Below are 24,171 nucleotides of genomic sequence, written 5' to 3'. Positions count from 1 at the left end.
TCAGTCCTCCTGGTGGTGGGAATCAGCGGTGTCACCGGCCGCCTCGGCGATCCTGGCGGCCAGGACCGGTCCGATCTGGGCCAGCGAGCCGGGTTGGGTCATCCGGTTGTGCCGGGTGGTGACCTCGTGCGATTCGATCCGGCCGGTGACGTAGGGCTGCCAGATCTCAGGCCCGGCGTTGTCCTCGGTCCGGTCGATCGTGGAGTTGAAGAGCAGCAGGTCCCCGTCGAACGTCGCTGGGACGAAGTCGACCGCCAGCTGCGCGTTGTTGATCATGATCTGGACGACCACCTCGATCTGCCGCTCGGTCAGGCCGGCCAGCGCGCTGCCGCGCCGGTTCAGCACCTCGGCGACCTCGGCGTAGGTGACGTCCCGGTCGCCCAGCTCGTCCGGGTCGACGTCGAGCACCCCGACGAGCACGTCCCGCTCGGTGGGGACGGGCACCTCCTCGAAGGTCACGTCCTTCACCGGGTAGGCGTCGAGGATCGCCAGCAGCGCGGTCCGCTCGCCGCGCGACTGCAGCTCGCAGGCCAGCGCGTGGGCGATCAGCCCGCCGGCGGACCAGCCGAGCAGCAGGTACGGGCCCTCCGGCTGGATCTTCCGGATGTGGTCGGCGTAGTCGGCCGCCATCTCCTCGTAGGACGTCGGCAGCGGTTCGGGCCGGCCGAGGCCGCGCGCCTGGATCGCGTAGACCGGGTGCTGCGGGCCGACGTGGTTCAGCAGCCCGCTGTACGACCAGCTGATGCCGCCGCCGGGGTGGATGCAGAACAGCGGGGTGGCGGTGCCGGTCGTGCGCAGCGGCAGCACCACGTCCAGGGCGTCCTCCGGATCGTTCATGAGCAGCCGTTCGGTGAGCCCGGCCACGGTCGGCGCCTCGAACAGCATCCGCAGTCCCAGCTCCAGGCCGAGGGTCTCGCGGACCCGGGAGGCCAGCCGGGCGGCCAGCAGCGAGTGACCGCCCAGGTCGAAGAAGCCGTCGTCGATGCTCACCTGCTCCCGGCCGAGGACCTCGGCGAACAGGCCGCACAGCAGCTGCTCCTGCGGCGTCCGGGGGCCGCGCCCGGCGTCCGAGGCCCCGTACTCGGGGGCGGGCAGGGCGGCCCGGTCGAGCTTGCCGTTCGCGGTCAACGGCAGCGCGTCCACGGTGACGAACGCCGCCGGCACCATGTAGTCGGGCAGGTCGCGGCGCAGTCGGCCGGACAGCTCGCCCGGCTCGGGCGCGCCCTCGGGGGCGGGCACCAGGTAGGCGACCAGCCGCTTGTCGCCCGGCCGGTCCTCGCGGGCCACGACGGCCGCCTGGGCGACTCCCGGGCAGCCCGCCAGGACGGCCTCGATCTCGCCCGGCTCGATCCGCAGGCCGCGCAGCTTGACCTGGTGGTCGGCGCGTCCGGCGAACTCCAGCGTGCCGTCGGCCCGCCACCACGCCAGGTCGCCGGTGCGGTACATCCGGCTTGCGGGCGGCCCGTACGGGTCGGCGGTGAAGCGCTCGGCCGTCAGGCCGGGCCGGCCGAGGTAGCCGCGGGCCACGCCAGTCCCCGCGAGGTACAGCTCGCCGACCATCCCCGTCGGCACCGGCCGCAGGTGGTCGTCGAGGACGTAGGCGCGCATGTTGGCCATCGGCGCGCCGATCGGCACGGAGGCGGCCTGCTCGGAGAGGGCGCGCACGGAGTGGCAGCTGGCCAGGGTGGTGGCCTCGGTGGGCCCGTAGCCGTTGACCACCTCGATGCCGGGGCAGGCGGCGAGCACCCGGGCGGCGGCCGCCGGGGAGACCACGTCGCCGCCGGTCCACACCTCGCGCACCCCGGCGAGCAGGCCCGGGCGCTCCTCGGCGACCAGCCGGAACAGGCCGGCCGTCAGCCAGAGTCCGGTCACCCCGTGCGTGGCGACCGTGTGCTGCAGCAGGTCGATGTCGAGCTGCTCCGGCGGTGCGACCACGATCCGGCCGCCGTTGAGCAGCGGTACCCACAGCTCGTAGGTCGACAGGTCGAAGGCGGTCGGGGAGTGCATCAGCACCCGCTCGTGTCCGCCGCCGCGCCATTCGGGGCTGAGCGCGAGGCCCACCACGTCGCGGTGGGTGACGGCCACGCCCTTCGGCCGCCCGGTGGAGCCGGAGGTGTACAGGACGTACGCCACCTGCCGCGGGTCGCACGGGACGTCGACCCCCGATGGTCCGACCCGCGACGGACCGGGCTCGGACGGACCGTCCCCGGTCGGATCGGGCTCGGCCCGCAGCAGGGCGGTCAGCACCTCCTCGGTGAGCACGAGCGCGGCGCCGGTCTCCCGCAGGATCAGCTCGATGCGGGAGGACGGGAAGCGCGAGTCCAGCGGTACGTAGGCGCCGCCCGCCTTGACGATCGCGAGGATCGCCACGACCAGCTCCGCCGAGCGGTCCAGCATGACCGCGACCGGCGTTTCCGGCCGTACGCCCCGGCGGATCAGCGCCCGGGCGAGGCGGTCGGTCCGCAGGTCGAGTTCCCGGTAGGTCAGTTCGGTGCCGCCCGCCACGACGGCCACCGCGTCCGGGGTGGTCCGGGCCTGGCGGGCGAACAGCTCCGGCACCGCGGCCTCGGGCAGCTCGGCGGCGACGCCCATGAACCCGGACAGCAGCTGGTGGCGCTCCTCGTCGGAGATGACGTCGATCCGGCTGATCGGCCGGTCCGGGTCGGCGACGGCCGCGCGCAGCAGCCGGGCGAAGCGGTCGAACAGCAGCTCCACCGTGGAGGTGTCGAACAGGTCGGTGGCGTACTCCACCGCGCCGACCAGCCCGTCGGGGCTCGGGGCGCCTCCCGGGCCGCCGGGCCCGGAGGGGCCGTCCGCGCGGAACTGCTCGGCCAGGCTGAAGGTCAGGTCGACCCGGGAGGTCCCGGTCGGCGCCTCCAGGTGGCCGGTCTCCAGCCCCGGCAGCGCGAACTCGCCCAGCGGCGCGTTCTGCAGGGCCAGCATGACCTGGAACAGCGGGTGGCGGGCCAGCGAGCGCGCCGGGTTGACCGCTTCGACGAGGTACTCGAACGGCACGTCCTGGTGGTCGTACGCGGCGAGCGCCTTCTGCCGCACCCGGCCGAGCAGTTCGGCGAAGGCCGGGTCGCCGCCCGTGTCGGTGCGCAGCACCAGGGTGTTGACGAAGAAGCCGACGAGTTCGTCCAGCGCCTGGTCGGTGCGGCCGGCGATCGGGCTGCCGATCGGGACGTCGGTGCCGGCGCCGAGCCGGGTGAGCAGTGCGGCGAGGCCGGCCTGGAGCACCATGAACATGCTGGCGCCGCGTTCGGTGGCCAGGTCCCGCAGCGCCCGGTGCAGTTCGGCGTCCAGCCGGACCGCGACCCGGTCGCCCAGCTGGGAGGCCACCGGCGGCCGGGGCCGGTCCGCGGGCAGCTGGAGCTGTTCCGGCAGGCCGGCCAACTCGTCCTTCCAGTAGTCCAGTTGCCGGGTGAACAGGCTGTCCTGGTCGGCGGCGTCGCCGAGCAGGTCGCGCTGCCAGCGGGTGTAGTCGGCGTACTGCACCGGCAGCGGGGACCACTGCGGCTCCTCGCCCCGGCAGCGTGCCGCGTAGGCCGCGGCCAGGTCGCCGGAGAGCGGGCCCATCGACCAGCCGTCGGCGGCGATGTGGTGCACCACGACCAGCAGCGCGTGCCGGTCGGGGGCGAGCGCGTACAGCTCCGCCCGGACCGGCGGTTCCGCCGCCAGGTCGAAGCCGCGCCGGGCCGCCCGCGCCAGTCGCCCGGGCAGTTCGCTCTCGTCGAGTTCGGCCACCGGCAGGGCCGGGTGTGCCTCGGCGGCGCTCAGCACGACCTGGTACGGCACGCCGTCCGTCTCGCGGAAGACGGTGCGCAGGCTCTCGTGCCGGGCGATCACGTCCGCCAGCGCGGCGTGCAGGGCCGAGCGGTCGAGTTCGCCGGTCAGGCTCAGCGCGAGCGGCATGTTGTAGGTGGCGCCGGGCCCGTCCATCCGGTGCAGGAACCACAGGCGGCGCTGGGCGAAGGACAGCGGGACGTGCTCCGGGCGGGGCCGGGCGGTCAGCGCGGGGCGTGCCGTTCCGGAGCCGTCCAGGCGGGCCGCCAGGGCGGCCACGGTCGGGGCCTCGAACAGCGTGCGGACCTCCAGTTCCGCGCCGAGGGTCGCCCGGACCCGGGAGGCCAGGCGGGTCGCCAGCAGGGAGTGCCCGCCGAGGTCGAAGAAGCCGTCGTCGACGCCGACCTGGGCCAGCCCGAGCACCTCGGCGAACAGTTCGGCGAGGAGCTGCTCCTGCGGGGTGCGCGGGGCCCGCCCGGCTGCGGCCGGGCCGAGGTCGGGGGCGGGCAGGGCACGGCGGTCGAGCTTGCCGCCGGCCGTCAGCGGCAGTGCGTCCAGCGCCACGAACGCCGACGGGACGAGGTAGTCGGGCAGCCGGCCGCGCAGCCAGTCGCGGAGTTCGCCGAGGAGGGCGCCGGTGCCCCGGGTGCCGGCAGGGCGGTTGGTCAGCGAGGACAGCGGCCGGCCGGCCCGGGTCGGGCGGTGGGCCTCGACGGGTGCGTCCGCTGGTCCGTCGGTGACGGGCCCGTCGGTGGAGAGCCCGTCGGTGAAGAGCACGTCGAGGGCTTCCGGTGCCCCGGCCGACCAGGTGAGGTGCACCCGGCGGCCGAACTCCCCGCCGAGGGCGTGGAAGTCCTCCGGGTCGGGCAGGTCGCCGTCGTCCGGCCGGTGCAGCCGCTCCAGCAGCTCGGCGAGCGGGCCGTCCCCGTTGCGCACCGCCCGGTCCAGCTCGGCCTCGCGGGCGACGCGGCGGTTCGGGGTGCCGGTGAGGCGCACCGCTCCGGTACCCGGCCGCCCGAGCAGTTCGCGCAGCTCCGCCAGGCCGGCGATGTCCCGGCCCCACGCCAGGTCCAGCGGCTCGACCGGTACGGCCTGCTGCTCGTACAGCGTCACGTCGTAGCGGTAGCGGGTCAGTTCGTTGTGGTGCCGGCCGCGCTTGACCTCCACGGCCACCGCGCCGATGTCCGTGCCGTGCTCCCGCAGGGCGGTGAAGAAGTCCGGGTCGACCAGGAGTTCCTTCTCGACCCGGACGGCCTGCTCGACCGCGCGGCGCACCGCCGAGAGGTCGCCGTCGTCGCCGGTCCGGTGCAGTCGGACGGCGGTGGCCAGCGGGCGCAGCAGCCGCAGGTTCCGGACGTCGCCGATGAAGAGGGCGCCGCCGGGGGCGAGCAGCCGCATCAGCTTCCCGATCACGTCGGCGAGGTAGTCGGCGGACGGGAAGTACTGCACCACCGAGTTGATCACGATGGTGTCGAAGTCCCCGGCCGGCAGCCCGTCGGTGTCGTGGGCCGGGCGGGTCTGCAGCACGACGCGGTCGGCCAGGTCCTGCTGCCGGGCGACCTGGGCGGTGAGCGCGTCGATCGCGGTGGCGGAGAAGTCGGTCGCCCAGTAGGTCTCGCAGTGCGGCGCGACCTGCGAGAGCAGCAGGCCGGTGCCGACGCCGACCTCCAGCACCCGGCGGGGGCGCAGCGACAGGATGCGGTCCACGGTGGCGTCGCGCCACTCCCGCATCTGCTCGACCGGGATCGGGGCGGCGTCGTAACTGCTGTTCCAGCCGACGAAGTTCTGGCCGAAGGCGGCTTCCTCGGGGGCGATGGGCAGGGCGTCGTAGATGCCCCGCCACTCGTCCACGTGGTCCGCTTCGACGCCGCTGTCCCGGGACGCCTCCTGGCGCGGGACGACGTAGCCGATCAGCCGGTCGTCCTGGGCCACGACGGCGGCCCGGGCGACGGCGGGGTGCTCGGTCAGGGCCGTCTCGATCTCGCCGGGCTCGACGCGGAAGCCGCGCACCTTCAGCTGGTCGTCGGCGCGGCCGACGTACTCCAGCTGACCGTCCGTCCGGAAGCGCACCACGTCACCGGTGCGGTACATCCTGGCGCCCGAGGGCCCGAACGGGCAGGCGACGAAGCGTCCGGCGGTCAGGCCCGGCCGGTTCAGGTAGCCGCGGGCCAGGCCGGCGCCGGCGACGTAGAGGTCGCCGGGCACGCCGGGCGGCACCGGGCGCAGCCGCTCGTCCAGGACGTAGACCCGGGCGTTGGTGATCGGCCGGCCGATCGGCGGCACGCCGGAGCCGGGGGGGAGCGGGTCGCTCATGGTCGCGCACACCGTGGTCTCGGTCGGGCCGTACGCGTTGATCATCCGGCGTCCGGGGGCCCAGCGGGCCACCAGCTCCGGCGGGCACGCCTCTCCGGCCACGACCAGCGTCGTCGCGGCCACCGAGCCCTCGGGCAGGGCGGCCAGGACGGACGGGGGCACGGTGACGTGGGTGACGGCGAGGCCCGGGTCGCTCAGTGCGGCGACCGGGTCCGCCGCGGGCGGCAGCACCAGGGCCGCGCCGCGCAGCAGGGCGGTGTAGATCTCCGACACCGAGGCGTCGAAGCTGGGCGAGGCGAACTGCAGCACCCGGCTGTCCGGGTCGATCGCGAACCGCTCGATCTGGGCGGCGACCAGGCTCGCCACACCGCCGTGCGCGACCACGACGCCCTTGGGGCGGCCGGTCGAGCCCGAGGTGTGGATCACGTAGGCCGGCTGCCGCACGTCGAGGGCGACCTCCGGGTCGGTGTCGGGCCATGTCTGGACGTCCGTCACCATCGCCGGGTCGTCGACCAGCAGGGCCGGGCGGGCGTCGTCGAGCATGAACGCGATCCGGGCCGCCGGGTACGCCGGATCCACCGGCAGGTACGCGGCCCCGGCCTTCAGCACGCCCAGGACGGCCACCACCGACTCCACCGACCGCGGCAGCGCCACCGCCACCAGCTGCTCCGGACCGACACCCCGCGCGATCAGCGCATGCGCGAACCGGTTCGAGCGTGCATCCAGCTCCCGGTACGTCAACTCGGCATCGCCGCACACCAGCGCGATCGCGTCCGGCGTCGCCGCCACCTGCGCCGCGAAGGCCTTCGGCACCGGGACGGCGCCCACGTCGAGGGCGGTCGCGTTGCCCTGTTCCAGCAGCCGGTGCCGCTCGTCGGCGTCGAGCAGGTCGATCGCGCCGATGGGCTGCTCCGGGTCGGCGGTGACGGCCTCCAGCAGGAGCGTCCAGCGCCGGGTCAGGGCGGCGACCGTCGAGCGGTCGAACAGGTCGGTGGCGTACTCGACCGCGCCGACGATCCCGGCCGGGCTCCCGTCCTCGGCGAACTGCTCGACCAGGCTCACCCCGAGGTCGAACTTGGCGGTCCCGGTGGCCACCGCGTAGGTGGCGACCTCCAGTCCGGGCAGCGAGAAGCGGCCCATCGGCGCGTTCTGCACGGCCAGGATCGTCTGGAACAGCGGGTGGTGGGAGAGCGAGCGGGACGGGTTCAGCGCCTCCACCAGGTGCTCGAACGGCACGTCCTGGTGTGCGTACGCCGACAGCGCCGTCTCCCGCACCCGGCCCAGCAGCTCGGTGAAGCTCGGGTCGCCGCTGGTGTCGGTGCGCAGCACCAGCGTGTTGATGAAGAAGCCGACCAGCTCGTCCAGCGCCTCGTCGGTGCGCCCGGCGATCGGACTCCCGATCGGGATGTCCGTCCCCGCGCCGAGCCTGGTGTACAGCGCGGCGAGCGCCGCCTGCAGCACCATGAACAGGCTCGTCCCGGTGCTGCGGGCCAACTCCGTGAGGGCGGCGTGCAGTTCGGGGCTCAGCTCCAGGCCGAGGTGGTCCCCGTGCCAGCCGGCGACGGCCGGCCGCGGCCGGTCGGCGGGCAGCTGGAGCAGTTCGGGCAGCTCGGACAGCTGGCGCTTCCAGTAGTCGAGTTGCTCGCTGAACCGGCTCTGCGGGTCGGCGGTGTCGCCGAGCAGCTCGCGCTGCCACAGCGTGTAGTCGGCGTACTGCACCGGCAGGGCCGGCCGGGCGAGCGAGCGGCCCTCGCAGCGGGCGGCGTACGCCTCGGCCAGGTCACGGGCCAGCGGGCCGGTGGACCAGCCGTCACCGGCGATGTGGTGCATCACCAGCAGCAGCACGTGCTCGTCCGGCGCGAGGGCGAACAGCCCGGCGCGCAGCGGGGGTTCCGCCCCGAGGTCGAAGGGCTGCCGGGCGAACTCGGCGAGCCGGTCGAAGAGTTCGGCCTCCGTCAGCTCGGTCAGCCGTGCCCGGGGCCGGGCCGCGGCCGGGTCCAGCACGCGCTGGCACGGGACGCCGTCGACCTCCGGGAACACCGTGCGCAGGCTCTCGTGCCGGGCCACCACGTCGGCCAGCGCCTGGTCCAGCGCCGCCCGGTCGAGCGTTCCGGTCAGCTGGAGTGCCAGCGGGATGTGGTAGGTCGCGGCGCCGCCGTCCATCCGGTGCAGGAACCAGAGCCGGCGCTGGGCGAAGGACAGCGGTACCCGGTCCGGGCGCTCGTGCACGGTCAGCGCCGGGCGGGCGTGGCCCGCCCCGGCCAGCGCCGCGGCGAGGCCCGCCACGGTGGGCGCCTGGAACAGCGCGCGCAGCCCGAGCTCCAGGCCGAGCACCGAGCGCACCCGCGCGGCCAGCCGGGTGGCGAGCAGGGAGTGCCCGCCCAGGTCGAAGAAGTCCTCGTCGACTCCGACCTGCGGCACGCCGAGCACCTCGGCGAACAGGCCGCACAGGATCTGCTCCTGCGGCGTGCGCGGCGCCCGGCGGGCCTCGGCCGAGCCGAGGTCGGCAGCGGGAGCGGGCAGCGCGGCGCGGTCCAGCTTGCCGTTGGGGGTCAGCGGCAGCGCGTCCAGCACCGTGAACACGGCCGGCACCAGGTAGTCGGGCAGCCGCTCGCGCAGGTGCGCGGCCAGCTCGGTCTGCCGCACCGACCTGCCGGGACGGGCCGTCACGTAGCCGATCAGCCGGTCGTCCCGGGCCACGACGGCGGCCTGGGCGACGGCGGGGTGCTCGGCCAGGGCGGCCTCGACCTCGCCGAGTTCGACGCGGAAGCCGCGCACCTTCACCTGGTCGTCGACGCGGCCGACGTACTCCAGCTGACCGTCCGCCCGGAGGCGCACCACGTCACCGGTGCGGTACATCCTGGCACCCGAGGGGCCGAACGGGCAGGCGACGAAGCGTCCGGCGGTCAGCCCCGGCCGGTTCAGGTAGCCGCGCGCCAGACCGGGGCCGGCGACGTACAGCTCCCCCGCCACGCCGGGCGGCACCGGCCGCAACCGCTCGTCCAGGACGTACGTCCGGAAGCCCGCGACCGCCCGGCCGATCGGCGGCACGCCCGCGCCGGGCGACAGCGGGTCGCTCATCGTCGCGCAGACCGTCGTCTCGGTCGGGCCGTACGCGTTGATCATCCGTCGGCCCGGCGCCCAGCGGGCCACCAGCTCCGGCGGGCAGGCCTCTCCGGCCACGACCAGTGTCGTCGCGGCCGGCGAGCCCTCCGGGAGGGCGGCCAGGGCCGAGGGCGGCAGGGTGACATGGGTGACGTCCGGCCCGCGGTCCGTCAGGGCCTCCAGCGGGGCCTCGGCCGGGGCCAGGACGAGGGCCGCGCCGGTCAGCAGGGCACTGCACAGGTCCCAGAAGGACGCGTCGAAGCTGGGCGAGGCGAACTGCAGCACCCGGCTGCCCGGCGCCACGCCGAGCCGTTCGACCTGTGCCGCGACCAGGCCGGACACGCCGCCGTGCGTGACGGCCACGCCCTTGGGGCGCCCGGTCGAGCCCGAGGTGTAGATCACGTAGGCCGGGTGCCGGGCGTCCACCACGACGCCCGGATCGGCCTCCGGCCGGCCTTCCCCGACCACCGTCGCGGGGTCGTCGACCAGCAGGGCCGGGCGGGCGTCGTCGAGCATGAACGCGATCCGGGCCGCCGGGTACGCCGGATCCACCGGCAGGTACGCGGCCCCGGCCTTCAGCACGCCCAGGACGGCCACCACCGACTCCACCGACCGCGGCAGCGCCACCGCCACCAGCTGCTCCGGACCGACACCCCGCGCGATCAGCGCATGCGCGAACCGGTTCGAGCGTGCATCCAGCTCCCGGTACGTCAACTCGGCATCGCCGCACACCAGCGCGAGCGCGTCCGGCGTCGCCGCCACCTGCGCCGCGAACAGCTCCGGCAGGCTCACCGCGGCCGCCGCGACGTCGGCGGCGGGCAGCGGCAGCAACTCGCGCCGCTCCTCGGCGGACAGCAGGTCGATCCCGCCGATCGGCGTGTCCGGGGCGGCGGCGACCGCCGCCAGCAGCCGCAGCCACCGGGCGACCAGGGCCTCGACCGTCGAGCGGTCGAAGAGGTCGGTGCTGTACTCGACGGCCCCGTTCAGCCCGGCCGGCTCGCCGGCCGGCCCGTGCTCCTCCGCGAACCCGAAGGTCAGGTCGAGCCGCGCCGTCCCGGTGAGCACGGTCACCCCGGAGACCAGCAGACCGGGCAGCTCGAAGTCACCGCCCGGTGCGTTCTGCACGACCAGTCCGGTCTGGAACAGCGGGTGGTGGGAGAGCGAGCGGGACGGGTTCAGCACCTCCACCAGGTGCTCGAACGGCACGTCCTGGTGCGCGTACGCCGACAGCGCCGTCTCCCGCACCCGGCCCAGCAGCTCGGTGAAGCTCGGGTCGCCGCTGGTGTCGGTGCGCAGCACCAGCGTGTTGATGAAGAAGCCGACCAGCTCGTCCAGCGCCTCGTCGGTGCGCCCCGCGATCGGACTCCCGATCGGGATGTCCGTCCCCGCTCCCAGCCGCGTGTACAGCGCGGCCAGCGCCGCCTGCAGCACCATGAACAGGGTCGCACCCGACCGGCGCGCCAACCCGGCCAGTGCCGTGTGCAGTTCGGCGTCGATCCGGAGTTCCAGCAGGTCGCCGCCGTACGACATGGTGGCCGGGCGCGGCCGGTCGGCCGGCAGCGGCAGCTGCTCGGGCAGCCCCGCCAGCGCCTCCGTCCAGTGGGCGACCTGCCGGGCGAACAGGCTGTGGCCGTCCTGCTCGTCGCCCAGGATCTCGTGCTGCCACAGGGTGTAGTCGCCGTACGTCACCGGCAGCGGCGGCCAGGCCGGCGCCCCGCCGCCGTGCCGGGCCGTGTAGGCGGTGGCCAGGTCCCGGGCCAGCGGGCCCATGGACCAGCCGTCCCCGACGATGTGGTGCATCACCAGCAGCAGCACGTGCTCGTCCGGCGCCACCGCGAACAGCTCGGCCCGCAGCGGTACTTCCGCGGTCAGGTCGAAGCCGCGGACCGCCGCCGCGCGCAGCAGGGCGGGCAGCTCCGCCTCGCCGGCCGCGTGCACGGTCAGCGGGACGGCGGCCTCCTCGGCGTCCAGCACCCGCTGGTACGGGATTCCGGCGAGGTGCGGGAAGACGGTGCGCAGGGTCTCGTGCCGGGCCGCGACGTCCGCGAGCGCGGCGCCCAGCGCGGCCCGGTCGAGGTCGCCGGACAGCCGCAGGGCCAGCGGCATGTGGTAGGTGGCGCTCGGCGCGCCGAACTGCTGGAGGAACCAGAGGCGGCGCTGGGCGAAGGACAGCGGCATCGGATCGCGGCGGGGCCGGGGTACCAGGGCCTGCCGCGCGGTGCCGGCGTCGTGCAGCCCGGCCGCCAGTCCGGCCGGTGTCGGGGTGCGGAACAGGCTGCGCAGCTCCAGTTCGACGCCGAGGGTCGCCCGGACCCGCGAGACCAGCCGGGTGGCGAGCAGGGAGTGCCCGCCCAGCCCGAAGAAGTCCTCGTCGACCCCGACCCCGGCGAGGCCCAGCACCTCGGCGAACAGCTCGCAGAGGATCTGCTCCTGCGGGGTGCGCGGCGCCCGGCCGCCGGCGGTCGGGCCCGGCTCCGGCGCGGGCAGCGCCGCCCGGTCCAGCTTTCCGTTCGGTGTCAGCGGCAGCGCGTCGAGCAGCACGAACGCCGACGGCACCAGGTGGTCCGGCACCCGGTCGCGCAGGTGGGCCGACAGCGCCGCGGCGGTCGTCCCTGCCGCGGCCTGCGGGACGACGTACGCGACGAGCCGGGTCTCACCCGGGCGGTCCTCGCGGGCGAGGACCGCGACCCGGGCGACGCCCGGGTGGGCGCTCAGTTCGGCCTCGATCTCGCCCGGCTCGATCCGGAAGCCGCGCACCTTCACCTGGTGGTCCACCCGGCCGGCGAACTCCAGCTCACTGTCGGCGCGCCAGCGGACCAGGTCGCCGGTGCGGTACATCACCGAGCCCGCCGGCCCGTACGGGTCGGCGACGAAGCGTCCCGCGGTGAGCCCGGGGCGGTTCAGGTAGCCGCGGGCGAGCCCCGTTCCGGCGAGGTACAGCTCGCCCGTCACTCCGGGGGCGACCGGCTGCAGGGCCGGATCCAGCACGTACGCGCGGCAGTTGGCGATCGGCCGGCCGATCGGCACCGGGACCGGGCAGTCCGCCGGGTCGGCGGGCAGCTGGTAGGCGGTGATCACATGGGTCTCGGCGGGGCCGTAGTGGTTGTGCAGCACCCGGCCGGGCCGGCGGGCCCGGAAGCGGCGTACGGCGCCGCCGAGGCGCATCGCCTCGCCGGCCTGGGCGACCAGCCGCAGGGCCGGCAGCTCCAGCCCGGCCTCCTCGGCGGCCTCGGCCAGCGCCTCGACCACCAGGTTGGGCGCGTACAGCTCGCCGACCTCGTGCCGGTCCAGCCAGTGCGCGAACAGTTCGGCGCTGCGGCGCTGCTCCTCGGCCGGCACCACCAGGGTCTTGCCGTACAGCAGGGCGGAGAGCACTTCCTGCACCGAGACGTCGAAGCTGATCGCGGTGAACTGCGCCACGCGCGTACCGGGTTCGCCGCCGACGGCCCGGTGGTGCCAGGCCAGCAGGTTCAGCAGTCCGGCGGCGGGCATCACCACGGCCTTGGGCCGGCCGGTGGAGCCCGAGGTGTAGATGACGTAGGCCGGGTGGCGCGGGTCCACGGCGACGGCCGGGTCGTGCTCCGGCTGCTCCTCGGACGGTGTGACGGCGGCGAGGTCGTCGAGCACCACGGCCGGGCGGGCGTCCTCCAGCATGTACGCGATGCGGGCGGCCGGGTAGTCCGGGTCGACCGGCAAGTAGGCCGCACCCGTCTTGAGCACCGCGAGGACGGCGACGACCAGCTCGGCGGAGCGCGGCAGCCGCAGGGCGACGACCTGCTCCGGCCCCACCCCGCGCGCGATCAGCGCGTGGGCCAGCCGGTTGGCCCGGCGGTTCAGTTCGCGGTAGGTCAGCGCGGTGTCGTCGACGACCACCGCCGGGGCCTCCGGGGTCGCCCGGACCTGCGCCTCGAACAGGGCGGGCAGCGTGGCGGCGGGTGCCGGGCGGGCGGTGTCGTTGCGCGCGACCAGCAGCTCGTGCCGCTCCTCGGCGGTGAGCACGTCGATCCGGCTGAGCGGCCGGTCGGGCTCGGCGACCACCGCCGCCAGCAGCCGCTGCCACCGGGCGACCAGGGTCTCCACCGTGGCGTGGTCGAACAGGTCGGTGCTGTACTCGACCCGCCCGACGATGCCCTCGGCCGGGCCGCCGCTGCCGCCGCGCTCCAGCAGGTGGAAGCCGAGGTCGAACATCGTCGTGGGCGTGCGCACCAGGACGATCTCGGCGGCCAGACCGCTCGGCGCGAAGTCCGTGCGGGGCGTGTTCTGGAGCGCGAGCAGCACCTGGAACAGCGGCTGCCGGTCCGGCGACCGGGAGGGGTTGAGGGCCTCCACGACGTGCTCGAACGGCAGGTCCTGGTGGGCGTACGCGCCGAGCGCGCCCTCCCGGACCCGGACCAGCAGCTCGGCGAAGGTCGGGTCGCCGCCGGTGTCCGTCCGGAGCACCAGGGTGTTGACGAAGAACCCGACGAGGTCGTCCAGCGCCTGGTCGGTGCGGCCGGCGATCAGGCTGCCGACCGGGATGTCCGTGCCCGCGCCGAGCTTGTCCAGCAGCGAGGCCAGGGCGGCCTGCAGCACCATGTACGCGCTGGCGCCGTGCTCCCGGCCCAGCCGGACCAGTCCGGCGTGCAGGTCCGCGTCGAGTTCGATCGCGAGGTGGCCGCCGGCGTGGGTGGGGCTCGCCGGGCGGGGGCGGTCGGCGGGCAGCCGGATCTGCTCCGGCAGGCCCGCCAGCGTCTCCTTCCAGTAGGCCGTCTGACGGGCGAACAGGCTGTCCTGGTCGGTGGATCCGCCCAGCAGCTCGTGCTGCCACAGGCTGTAGTCGGCGTACTGCACCGGCAGCGGCGCCCACTGCGGCTCCTCGCCCCGGCGGCGGGCCGCGTACGCGTCGGCCAGGTCGGCGGCCATCGGGCCGAGCGACCAGCCGTCACCGGCGATGTGGTGGATCACCAGCAGCAGCACGTGCTCGTCCGGCGCCGTCTCGAACAGTCCGGCGCGCAGCGGCGGTTCGGTCGCGAGGTCGAATCCCCGCGCCGCCTCCGCCGTCAGCAGCCCCGGCAGGTCCGCCTCGGCGGCCCGGGTGACGGGCAGCCGCGGCGCGGCGGCGCCGGCGTCCAGCACCACCTGGTGGGGCACCCCGTCGCTCTGGGGGTAGACCGTGCGCAGGCTCTCGTGCCGGGCGACGACGTCGCCGAGGGCCGTGTGCAGGGCGGCCCGGTCGAGCTCGCCCGACAGCCGCCAGGCCAGCGGCATGTTGTACACCGGACCGGCGTCCTCCAGCTGGTGCAGGAACCACAGCCGCTGCTGCGCGAAGGACAGCGGGACCACCTCGGGGCGCTCCGCGCGGCGCAGTGCGAGCCGCGCCCGGCCGGCGACGCCGAGCCCGGCCGCGAGCCCGGCCACCGTCGGGGTCTCGAACAGGCTGCGCAGCTCCAGCTCGACCCCGAGGGTGGTGCGCGCCCGGGCGACCAGCCTGGTCGCGAGCAGCGAGTGCCCGCCGAGGTCGAAGAAGTCGTCGTCGACGCCGACCCGGGCCACGCCCAGCACCTCGGCGAACAGTTCGGCGAGGACGTGCTCCTGCGCGGTGCGCGGGGCCCGGCCGCCCCGTGCCGCGGTGTACACGGGCTCGGGCAGGGCCCGGCGGTCCAGCTTGCCGCTGACCGTCATCGGCAGGCTCTCCAGGGGGACGAACGCGGCCGGGACCATGTAGTCCGGCAGTCGCTCGCGCAGGTGTGCCCGCAGCGCCTCCGGCTGGAGTTCCGCCCCGGCGACGGGCACCGGGTAGGCGACCAGCCGGCGGTCCTCGGCCCGGGCCTGCCGGACGACCACGGCGGCCCGCGCGACCTGCGGGTGTTCCGCGAGTGCCGCCTCGATCTCACCGAGTTCGATCCGGAAGCCCCGGACCTTGACCTGGTCGTCGAGACGGCCGAGGAACTCCAGGTGGCCGGAGGCGTCCCAGCGCACCAGGTCCCCGGTGCGGTACATCCGGGATCCGCTCGGCCCGTACGGGTCGGCGACGAAGCGCGCGGCGGTCAGGGCATGCCGGTTCAGGTAGCCGCGGGCCAGGCCCGCACCGGCGATGTACAGCTCGCCCGGGACGCCCGCGGGCACCGGCTGCAGCCTGGCGTCGAGCACGTGCAGCCGGACGCCGGCGAGCGGCCGGCCGATCACCGGGCGCGGGCTCGAATCCAGCGGCGCGACGACCGAGTCCACCGTGCACTCGGACGGCCCGTAGTAGTTCAGCGAGACCAGGTCGTCGGCGGCGCGCAGCCGCTCCCACAGCTGCTCCGTCACGGCCTCCCCGCCCAGGCCGACCAGCGACGGACGCCACCGAGGGTGGTCCAACAGGCCGTGCGCGACGAGGACTTCCAGGTAGGACGGGGTGCCGCCGACCATGTCCAGCCCGACCCGCGCGGCGTACGCGACGAAGGCGTCCGGGTCGGACCAGGTCTCCTCGTCCAGGACGTGCAGTTCGTGGCCGTCGTACAGGCCGAACAGCTGGTCGCAGGAGGCGTCGAACGACACGGACGTGGTCAGCCCCATCCGCACCCGCTCCCCCGTGCGGAACATCAGCGGACGCTGGTTGGCGAACAGGTTGGACAGGCCGCCGTGCGTCACCACGACGCCCTTGGGCCGTCCGGTGGAACCGGAGGTGTAGATGACGTACGCGGGGTGGCCGGGGTCGACGGCCACCGCCGGGTCCGTCGCCGGGCAGGCCGCCAGCAGGGCGGCCGTCTCCGGGGCGTCCGTGACCAGCCACCCGGCCGGGCCGTCCGGCAGCCCGCCGCGGGTGCGGGAGTCGGTCAGCACCAGGACCGGCCGGGCGTCGTCGAGCATGTGCCCGATCCGCGCGGCCGGGTACCCGGGATCGACCGGGAGGTACGCCGCGCCGGTCTTCAGCACCGCGAGGATCGCCACCACCAGCCCGGCCGAGCGCGGCAGCGCCACCGCCACCAGCTGCTCCGGCCCGGCCCCGCGCGCGATCAGCGCGTGCGCCAGCCGGTTCGCCCGCGCGTCCAGCTCCGCGTACGTCAGCGACGCCTCCGGCCCGACCACCGCGACGGCGTCCGGGGTCGCCCGCACCTGGGCGCGGAACAGCTCCGGCATGCCCGCGGTGAGGGCCCCGGCCGCCGGGCCGGTGCCCAGCGCCGTCAACTCGCCGCGCTCCTCGGCGGTGAGCAGGCCGAACCGGCTGAGCCGCCGCGCCGGGTCGGCGACCGCGGCGCGCAGCAGCCGCTCCCACCGTCCGATCATCGTCTCGATGGTGGCCCGGTCGTACAGGTCGCCGGCGTACTCGACGAAGACGTCGACCCCCTCCGGCGCGGGGGCGCCTCCCGGGCCGCCCGGCGTGGCGGGACCGTCCGGCGCGTGCCGCTCGGACACGGTGAAGATCAGGTCGAGCTTGGCGGTGGTCGACGCCGACGGCACGTCGTCGACGCGCAGGCCGGGCGGTGCGAACTCGGCCCGGGGGGCGTTCTGCAGCACCAGCATGACCTGGAACAGCGGGTGGTGCGCCAGCGACCGGGACGGGTTCAGGAGCTCGACCAGGTGCTCGAACGGGAGGTCCTGGTGGGCGTACCCGGCCAGCGCGGTGTCCCGGACCCTGCCCAGCAGTTCGGCGAAGGTCGGGTCGCCCGAGGTGTCGGTGCGGAACACCAGGGTGTTGACGAAGTAGCCGATCAGTTCGTCCTGCGCCTGGTCGGTCCGGCCCGCCACCGGGCTGCCGACCGGGATGTCCTCGCCCGCGCCGAGCTTGCTCAACAGCGCTGCCAGGCCTGCCTGGAGCACCATGAACAGACTGGTCCCGTGCCGCCTGGCGAGCTCGCGCAGCCCGCGGTGCAGCTCGGCGTCCAGCCCGGCGTGCACGGAGCCGCCCCGGTGCGAGGCGACCGCGGGGCGGGGCCGGTCGGTGGGCAGCTGGATCCGCTCCGGCAGGTCCGCCAACTGCCGGGTCCAGTAGGCCGACTGGCGGGCGAAGAGGCTGTCCTCGTCGGTGGACTCGCCCAGCAGCTCGTGCTGCCACAGGGTGTGGTCGGCGTACTGGACCGGCAGTTCCTCCCACCGGGGCTCCTCGCCCCGGCAGCGGGCCGCGTAGGCGGCGGTCAGTCCCTGCGCGAGCGGGCCCAGCGACCAGCCGTCGCCCGCGATGTGGTGGAGCACCAGCTGGAACACGTGGTCGTCCGGTGCCAGCTCGAACAGCCGGACCCGCAGCGGCACGTCGACCGCCAGGTCGAACGGACGGTCCTTCGCTTCCGCCAGGACGGCCGGCAGCCCGGCCTCGGTGGTCCGGCTCACCCGCAGCCGCGGGCGCCCCGCCACGACGTCCAGCACCCGCTGGTGCGGCACGCCGTCCACCGCCGGGAAGACGGTGCGCAGGCTCTCGTGCCGGGCCACCACGTCCGCCACGGCGGCCTCCAGGGCCCGCCGGTCCAGGCTGCCGGACAGCCGCCAGGCCAGGGCGATGTGGTAGTTCGCGCCGGCACCCTCCAGCTGGTGCAGGAACCACAGTCGCCGCTGGGCGAACGACAGCGGGACCACCTCGGGGCGCTCGCGCCGTGCCAGGGCGGCCTGCGCCGGCCCGGCGGCCACCAGGGTGGCGGCCAGGCCCGCCGGGGTCGGCGCCTCGAACAGGGTGCGCAGCGGCATCTCCACGCCGAGCGTCGCCCGGATCCGGGCGGCCAGGCGGGTGGCCAGCAGTGAGTGCCCGCCCAGGTCGAAGAAGCCGTCGTCGACGCCGGCCGACGCCACGCCCAGGACCTCGGCGAACAGCTCGCAGAGGACCTGCTCCTGCGCGGTGCGCGGCGCGCGGCCGCCGACCGCGGGGGCGAGGTCGGGGGCGGGCAGGGCGCGGTGGTCGAGCTTGCCGTTGGCGGTCAGCGGCAGTGCGTCCAGCAGGACGAACGCGGACGGCACCAGGTGCTCCGGCAGCCGCTCGGCCAGGTACCCGCGCAGCTCGGCGGGGCGCGGCTCGGCGGGGCGCAGCTCGGCCGGGCGCGGCGCGGCTCCGGCGGCCGGCACCACGTAGGCGACCAGCCGGGTGTCGTCGGCGCGGTCCTGCCGGGCCAGTACGGCGACCTGGGCGACGCCGGGGTGCGCGGCCAGCGCCGCCTCGATCTCGCCGAGTTCGATCCGGAAGCCGCGCACCTTCACCTGCTGGTCGGCCCGGCCGACGTAGCGCAGGCCGCTGTCCGCCGCGCGGCGCACGACGTCGCCGCTGCGGTACATCCGGGAGCCGGCCGGCCCGAAGGGGTCGGCGACGAAGCGGCCGGCGGTCAGGCCGGGCCGGCCGAGGTAGCCGCGGGCCAGGCCGGGGCCTGCCACGTACAGCTCGCCGGCGACGCCCGGCGCCACCGGGCGCAGGCCGGCGTCGAGCACGTACGTCCGCAGGTCCGGCAGCGCCGTGCCGATCTGCCCGGCGGCGGTGCCGGAGCGGTCGAGCGCGGCGTGGGTGACGTGCACGGTGGTCTCGGTGATGCCGTACATGTTGACCAGCCGCGGCGTGTCCTCCGGGTGCCGCTCGTACCAGCTCGCCAGCCGGGCGTGCTCCAGCGCCTCGCCGCCGAACACCACGGTGCGCAGGGCGAGTTCGGGCTCCGCCTCCTGGTCCGCCTGCATCAGCTGGTAGAAGGCCGAGGGCGTCTGGTTGAGCACCGTCACCCGCTCGCGGGCGAGGAGTTCCAGGAACCGGCCGGGCGAACGGCTGGTCTCGTGGTCGACGACCACCAGCCGGCCGCCGTGCAGCAGCGCGCCCCACAGCTCCCACACCGAGAAGTCGAAGGCGTAGGAGTGGAAGAGCGTCCAGACGTCCTCGGTGGTGAAGCCGAACAGCTCGCGGGTGGTGTCGAACAGCCGCACCACGTTCCGGTGCGGGACGACGACGCCCTTGGGGTTGCCGGTGGAGCCGGAGGTGTGGATGACGTAGGCCGCCTGGGCGGGGTCGATCGCGACCCGGGGGTCGGTGTCCGGCTGTCCGGCGAGGTCGGCGGTGTCCAGCAGCAGCCGGTCCACGCCCTCCGCTCCGGGCAGCTCACCGGCCGCGCCGGTGGTCACCAGCAGTGCGGGCCGGCCGTCCTGGAGCAGGTAGGCGATCCGGGCCGCCGGGTACCGCGGGTCCACCGGGAGGTACGCGCCGCCGGCCTTCAGCACGGCGAGCACCGCCACGACCAGCTCGGCCGAGCGCGGCAGGGCCAGCGCGACCAGCTGCTCCGGGCCCACGCCCCGGTCGATCAGGGCGTGTGCGAGCCGGTTCGCGCGGGCGTTCAACTCGCCGTAGGTCAGGGTGACGTCGCCGTCCGTCAGGGCGACGGCGGCCGGGGTCGCCCGCACCCGCCGCTCGAACAGCGCGGTCAGGCCCTCCGCCGGCAGGGCCTCGCCCTGGTCCGTTCCGGCCGGGAGCAGCGCGCCGAGTTCCTCGGCGGACAGCACGTCGACCCGGCCGATCCGCCGGCCGGGGTCGGTGACCACGGCGCGCAGCAGCCGCAGCCACCGCTCGACGATCCCGGCCGCGGTGGCCGCGTCGAACAGGTCCGTGCTGTACTCCAGCACGCCCGACAGGCCGTCCTCGCCGGGCTGTTCGGCCAGGACGAAGGTGAGGTCGCACTTGGCCGTCCCGGTGGGGACGAGGTCGGTCGCCACCCGCAGCCCCGGCAGGTCGAAGGTGCCGAGCGGCGCGTTCTGCAGGGCGAGCATGGTCTGGAACAGCGGGTGGTGCGCCAGTGTGCGGGTCGGGTTGAGCGCCTCCACCAGGTGCTCGAACGGCACGTCCTGGTGCGCGTACGCGGCCAGCGCGTCGGCGCGCACCCGGCCGAGGAGTTCGGTGAACGACGGGTCGCCGGAGAGGTCGGTGCGCAGCACCAGGGTGTTGACGAAGAAGCCGACCAGCTCGTCGACGGCCTCGTCGGTGCGCCCGGCGATCGGGGTGCCGATCGGGACATCGGTGCCGGCGCCGAGCTTGCCGAGCAGGGCGGCGAGTCCGGCCTGGAGCACCATGAAGAGGCTGGCCCCGCCGTCGCGGGCGAGTTCCCGCAGGCCCTGGTGCAGTTCGGCGTCGATCCGCACCGGCAGCTGGGCGCCCCGGTAGGACATCGCGGCCGGCCGGGGGCGGTCGAACGGCAGCTCGACCTGCTCGGGCAGGCCGGACAACTGCTCACGCCAGTAGGCGAGTTGGCCGGCCAGCAGGCTGTCCGGGTCCGAGCCGTCCCCCAGCAGCTCCCGCTGCCAGAGGGCGTAGTCGGCGTACTGGACGGGCAGCGGCGACCATTCCGGCTTCGCGCCCTCGGCGCGGGCCGCGTAGGCGGTCGTCAGGTCCCGCGAGAGCGGCCCCGTCGACCAGCCGTCACCGGCGATGTGGTGCACCACCAGCAGGAGCACGTGGTCCTCGGGCGCCAGGCGGAAGAGCTCGGCGTGCAGCGGCGGTTCCGCGGCGAGGTCGAACCCGTGCCGGGCCGCCTGCGCCAGCCGCTCCGGCAGTTCGCGTTCGGCGAGCTCGGTGACCCGCAGCCGCGGCCGGGCCTCGTCGGGGTCCAGTACCCGTTGGCACGGCACGCCGTCGACCGTCGGGACGACGGTGCGCAGGCTCTCGTGCCGCTCGACCAGGTCCGCCAGGGCGGTCGCCAGCGCCCGCTGGTCCAGGCTGCCGGACAGCCGCAGGGTCAGCGGGATGTTGTAGGTGGCGCTGGGGCCCTCCATGCGGTGCAGGAACCACAGCCGTCGCTGCGCGAAGGACAGCGGGACGGTCTCCGGCCGCTCGCGGCGCGCCAGCGCCGGGCGGGCCTGGCCCGCGACGTCCACCGCTGCCGCCAGTTCCGCCACCGTCGGCGCCTCGAACAGGTCGCCGAGCCGCAGCTCCACGCCGAGGACCGAGCGGACCCGGGCGACCAGCCGGGTGGCCAGCAGGGAGTGCCCGCCGAGGTCGAAGAAGCTGTCGTCCGGCCCGGGTTCGGAGACCCCGAGCACCTCGGCGAACAGCCCGACGAGCAGGTGCTCGGTCGCGGTGCGCGGCGCTCGGCCCGGCGCGGCGGACTGCCGCCCGGGCGCCGGCAGGGCCCGCCGGTCGAGCTTGCCGTTCGGGGTCAGCGGCAGCGCGTCCAGCAGCACGAGGTCCGACGGCACCAGGTGCCGGGGCAGCCGCTCGCGCAGGTGGTCGCGCAGGACGGCTTCGGTCACGGTGGTGCCGGGCTCGGCGACGGCGTAGGCCACCAGCCGGGGCTCGTCCTCGGTCCGCACCACGGCGGCGGTCCGGGTGACCAGCGGGTGCTCGGCGAGGACGGCCTCGATCTCGCCGAGCTCGACCCGGAAGCCGCGGATCTTCACCTGGTCGTCGAGACGGCCGAGGAACTCCAGGTTCCCGTCGGCGCCCCACCGGACCAGGTCCCCGGTGCGGTACATCCGGGATCCGCTCGGCCCGTACGGGTCGGCGACGAAGCGCGCGGCGGTCAGGGCGGGCCGGTTCAGGTAGCCGCGCGCGAGGCACGCGCCCGCGATGTACAGCTCCCCCGCCACGCCGGCCGGCAGCGGCCGCAGGGCGCCGTCGAGCACGTGCAGCCGGGCGTTGGCGGCCGGTCGGCCGATCACCGGGCGCGGGCTCGAACCCACGGACGCGATCACCGGGTTGACGGTGCACTCGGACGGTCCGTAGAGGTTGAGGCAGGTCACCCCCTCGGCCGCGCGCAGCTGCTCCCACAGCTGCTCCGGGACGGCCTCGCCGCCCGCCGCGACCAGCGCCGGGCGCCAGGCCGGGTCGCCCAGCAGCCCGTGGGCGACGAGGACGTGCAGGTAGGAGGGGGTGGCTTCGATGTAGTCCAGTCCGCAGCGCGCCGCGTAGCGGACGAAGGCGTCCGGGTCGGTCCAGGTCGCGTGCTCCAGGACGTGCAGCTCGTGGCCCGCGAACAGGGCGAGCAGCTGGTTCCACGACGCGTCGAAGGACACCGAGGTGGTCAGGGCCACCCGCAGCCGCTGCCGCTCCCCGAGCACCGACGCGAAGTGCACCTGCCGCAGCTCGGTGAGCAGGTCGAGCAGGCCGCCGTGGGTCGGTGTCACGCCCTTGGGCCGTCCGGTGGAGCCGGAGGTGTGGATGACGTACGCCGGGTGCCGCGGATCGACGGCGACCGCCGGGTCCGCCGCCGGACGGCCCGCCAGCTGGGCGGCCGTCTCCGGGTCGTCGAGCACCAGCAGGTCGACGGGAGCGCCGTCGGGCAGGCGGGCCCCGCTGCGGGAGTCGGTGACCACCAGGGCCGGCCGGGCGTCGTCGAGCAGGTACGCGATGCGGGCGGCCGGGTACTCGGGGTCGACCGGGAGGTACGCCGCGCCGGTCTTCAGCACCGCGAGGACGGCCACCACCAGCTCGGCCGAGCGCGGCAGCGCCACCGCCACCAGCTGCTCCGGCCCGGCGCCCCGCGCGATCAGCTCGTGCGCCAGCCGGTTGGCCCGCGCGTCCAGCTCCGCGTACGTCAGCGAGACCTCGCCGCACACCAGCGCGACGGCGTCCGGGGTCGCCCGCACGTGCTCGCGGAACAGCTCCGGCAGGCTCGCGGCCGGGGGCTGCGCCACCGGTCCGGTGCCGAGGGCCGTCAGCGCGCCGTGTTCCTCCGCGGTGAGCAGCCCGATCCGGCCCACCGGGGCGTCCGGGTCGCAGTCCGCGACGGTGTCGAACAGTGCGAGCAGGCGCTGCCGGTGGGCCGCGAGGTCGTCGTCGCCGTACGCCTCCGGCGAGCCGTGCAGCCGGAGCAGCGGCGGGTTGCCGTCCCGGTAGTCGAAGACCCAGACGGCGAGGTCGGTGGTCGACCCGGACACGAAGTGGTGCACGTCGGCGGGGTGCCCGGCGAAGCTCGGCCTGGAGTTGAAGGCCATGATGTTGACGATCAGCGGGAACGCCGTCGCGATGCCGCCCGGGGCGCCGAGGTCGCGCAGCAGGTCCTCGCTGCGGTAGCGCTCGTGGGCGACGGCCGTCTCGACCTCCCGCGCCGCCTGGGCGACGAGGTCGCGCCAGGGCATGTCCGGTCGCACCGTCAGCCGCAGCGGCACCACGTTGGACACGGTGCCCGGTACGGCCCTGAGGTCCCGGTCGGCGCCGCGGCGGGCGGTGACGGGCATGGCGAGCACCACGTCCCGGTTGCCGGTCATCCGGTGGGCGTAGAGCGCCGTCGCCGCGATCACCAGCCGGGACCACCGGACGCCGGAACGGCCGGCCGCGGCCCGCAGGGCGTCCGGGCGGCGCAGTTCGCGCTCCTCGGCCAGGCGCAGCGCGCGGTGCGGGTCGGTCGCGGAGGTGTCGGTGAGCCGGGTCGGGGCGGGCAGGTCGGCGAAGCGCCCGGTCCAGTGGGCGCGGTCGGCGGCGAAGTCGGCGGACGCGCGGTAGGCGGCGTCGCTGTCGACGAGGTCCTGCAGCGAGCCGAACGGGCACGGCGGCACGGCGCCGTCCTCGGCGAGGGCCGAGTACACCTCGCCGACCCGCCGGCGGAGCATGGAGCTGCTGATCGCGTCCAGCACCACGTGGTGGTAGTTCAGGTACCAGAGGAACTCGGTCGGCGCGGCTTTGATCAGCGCGTGGCCGAACAGCGGGTCGCGGGCGAGGTCCAGCGGGCGCTGCAGGTCCCGTTCCATCCACTCGACGGCTGCCGTGCGGGGGTCGGGTTCCCCGCTGAGGTCGAGGTGCGCGGGCGCCCAGTCCCAGCTCTTCCGGAGGACCTGGCGCGGGCCCTCGCCGTCGTCGACGAAGGTCACGTGCAGGGCGTCGACCTCGTCGACGACCCGGCGCAGTGCGGTCTCGAACAGCTCCCGGTCGACCGGCCCGTGGATCTCCAGGCATTCGCCGACGCGGTAGCCCGGGATCGGTGTCCGGGAGCTCTGCTCGGCGAGCCAGATCTCGCGCTGGGCGGCTGTCAGGGGAAGGACGTCACCGTCGCGACGGGACATGGGGGTACCTCCGGGGATGTGGGCAGGCGTGGTGGCGGGGCACGCCGGACCGCGCCGACC

General features: G+C 75.4%; 1 protein-coding gene. It reads right to left on the bottom strand.

Annotated features, from left to right (window positions below; translation table 11 throughout):
* Entirely contained in the window at positions 1 to 24,111 is a 24,111-nt protein-coding gene (locus ACIRST_RS01190; protein ID WP_402798916.1) for a non-ribosomal peptide synthase/polyketide synthase, read from the bottom strand.
* Between the last annotated feature and the right edge of the window lie 60 nt (positions 24,112 to 24,171).

It is taken from the genome of Kitasatospora sp. NPDC101447, from assembly GCF_044767225.1.
GTDB lineage: Bacteria > Actinomycetota > Actinomycetes > Streptomycetales > Streptomycetaceae > Kitasatospora.
The sequence above is the reverse complement of the archived record's forward strand: the minus strand, read 5'-3'. Positions and strand labels throughout refer to the sequence as shown.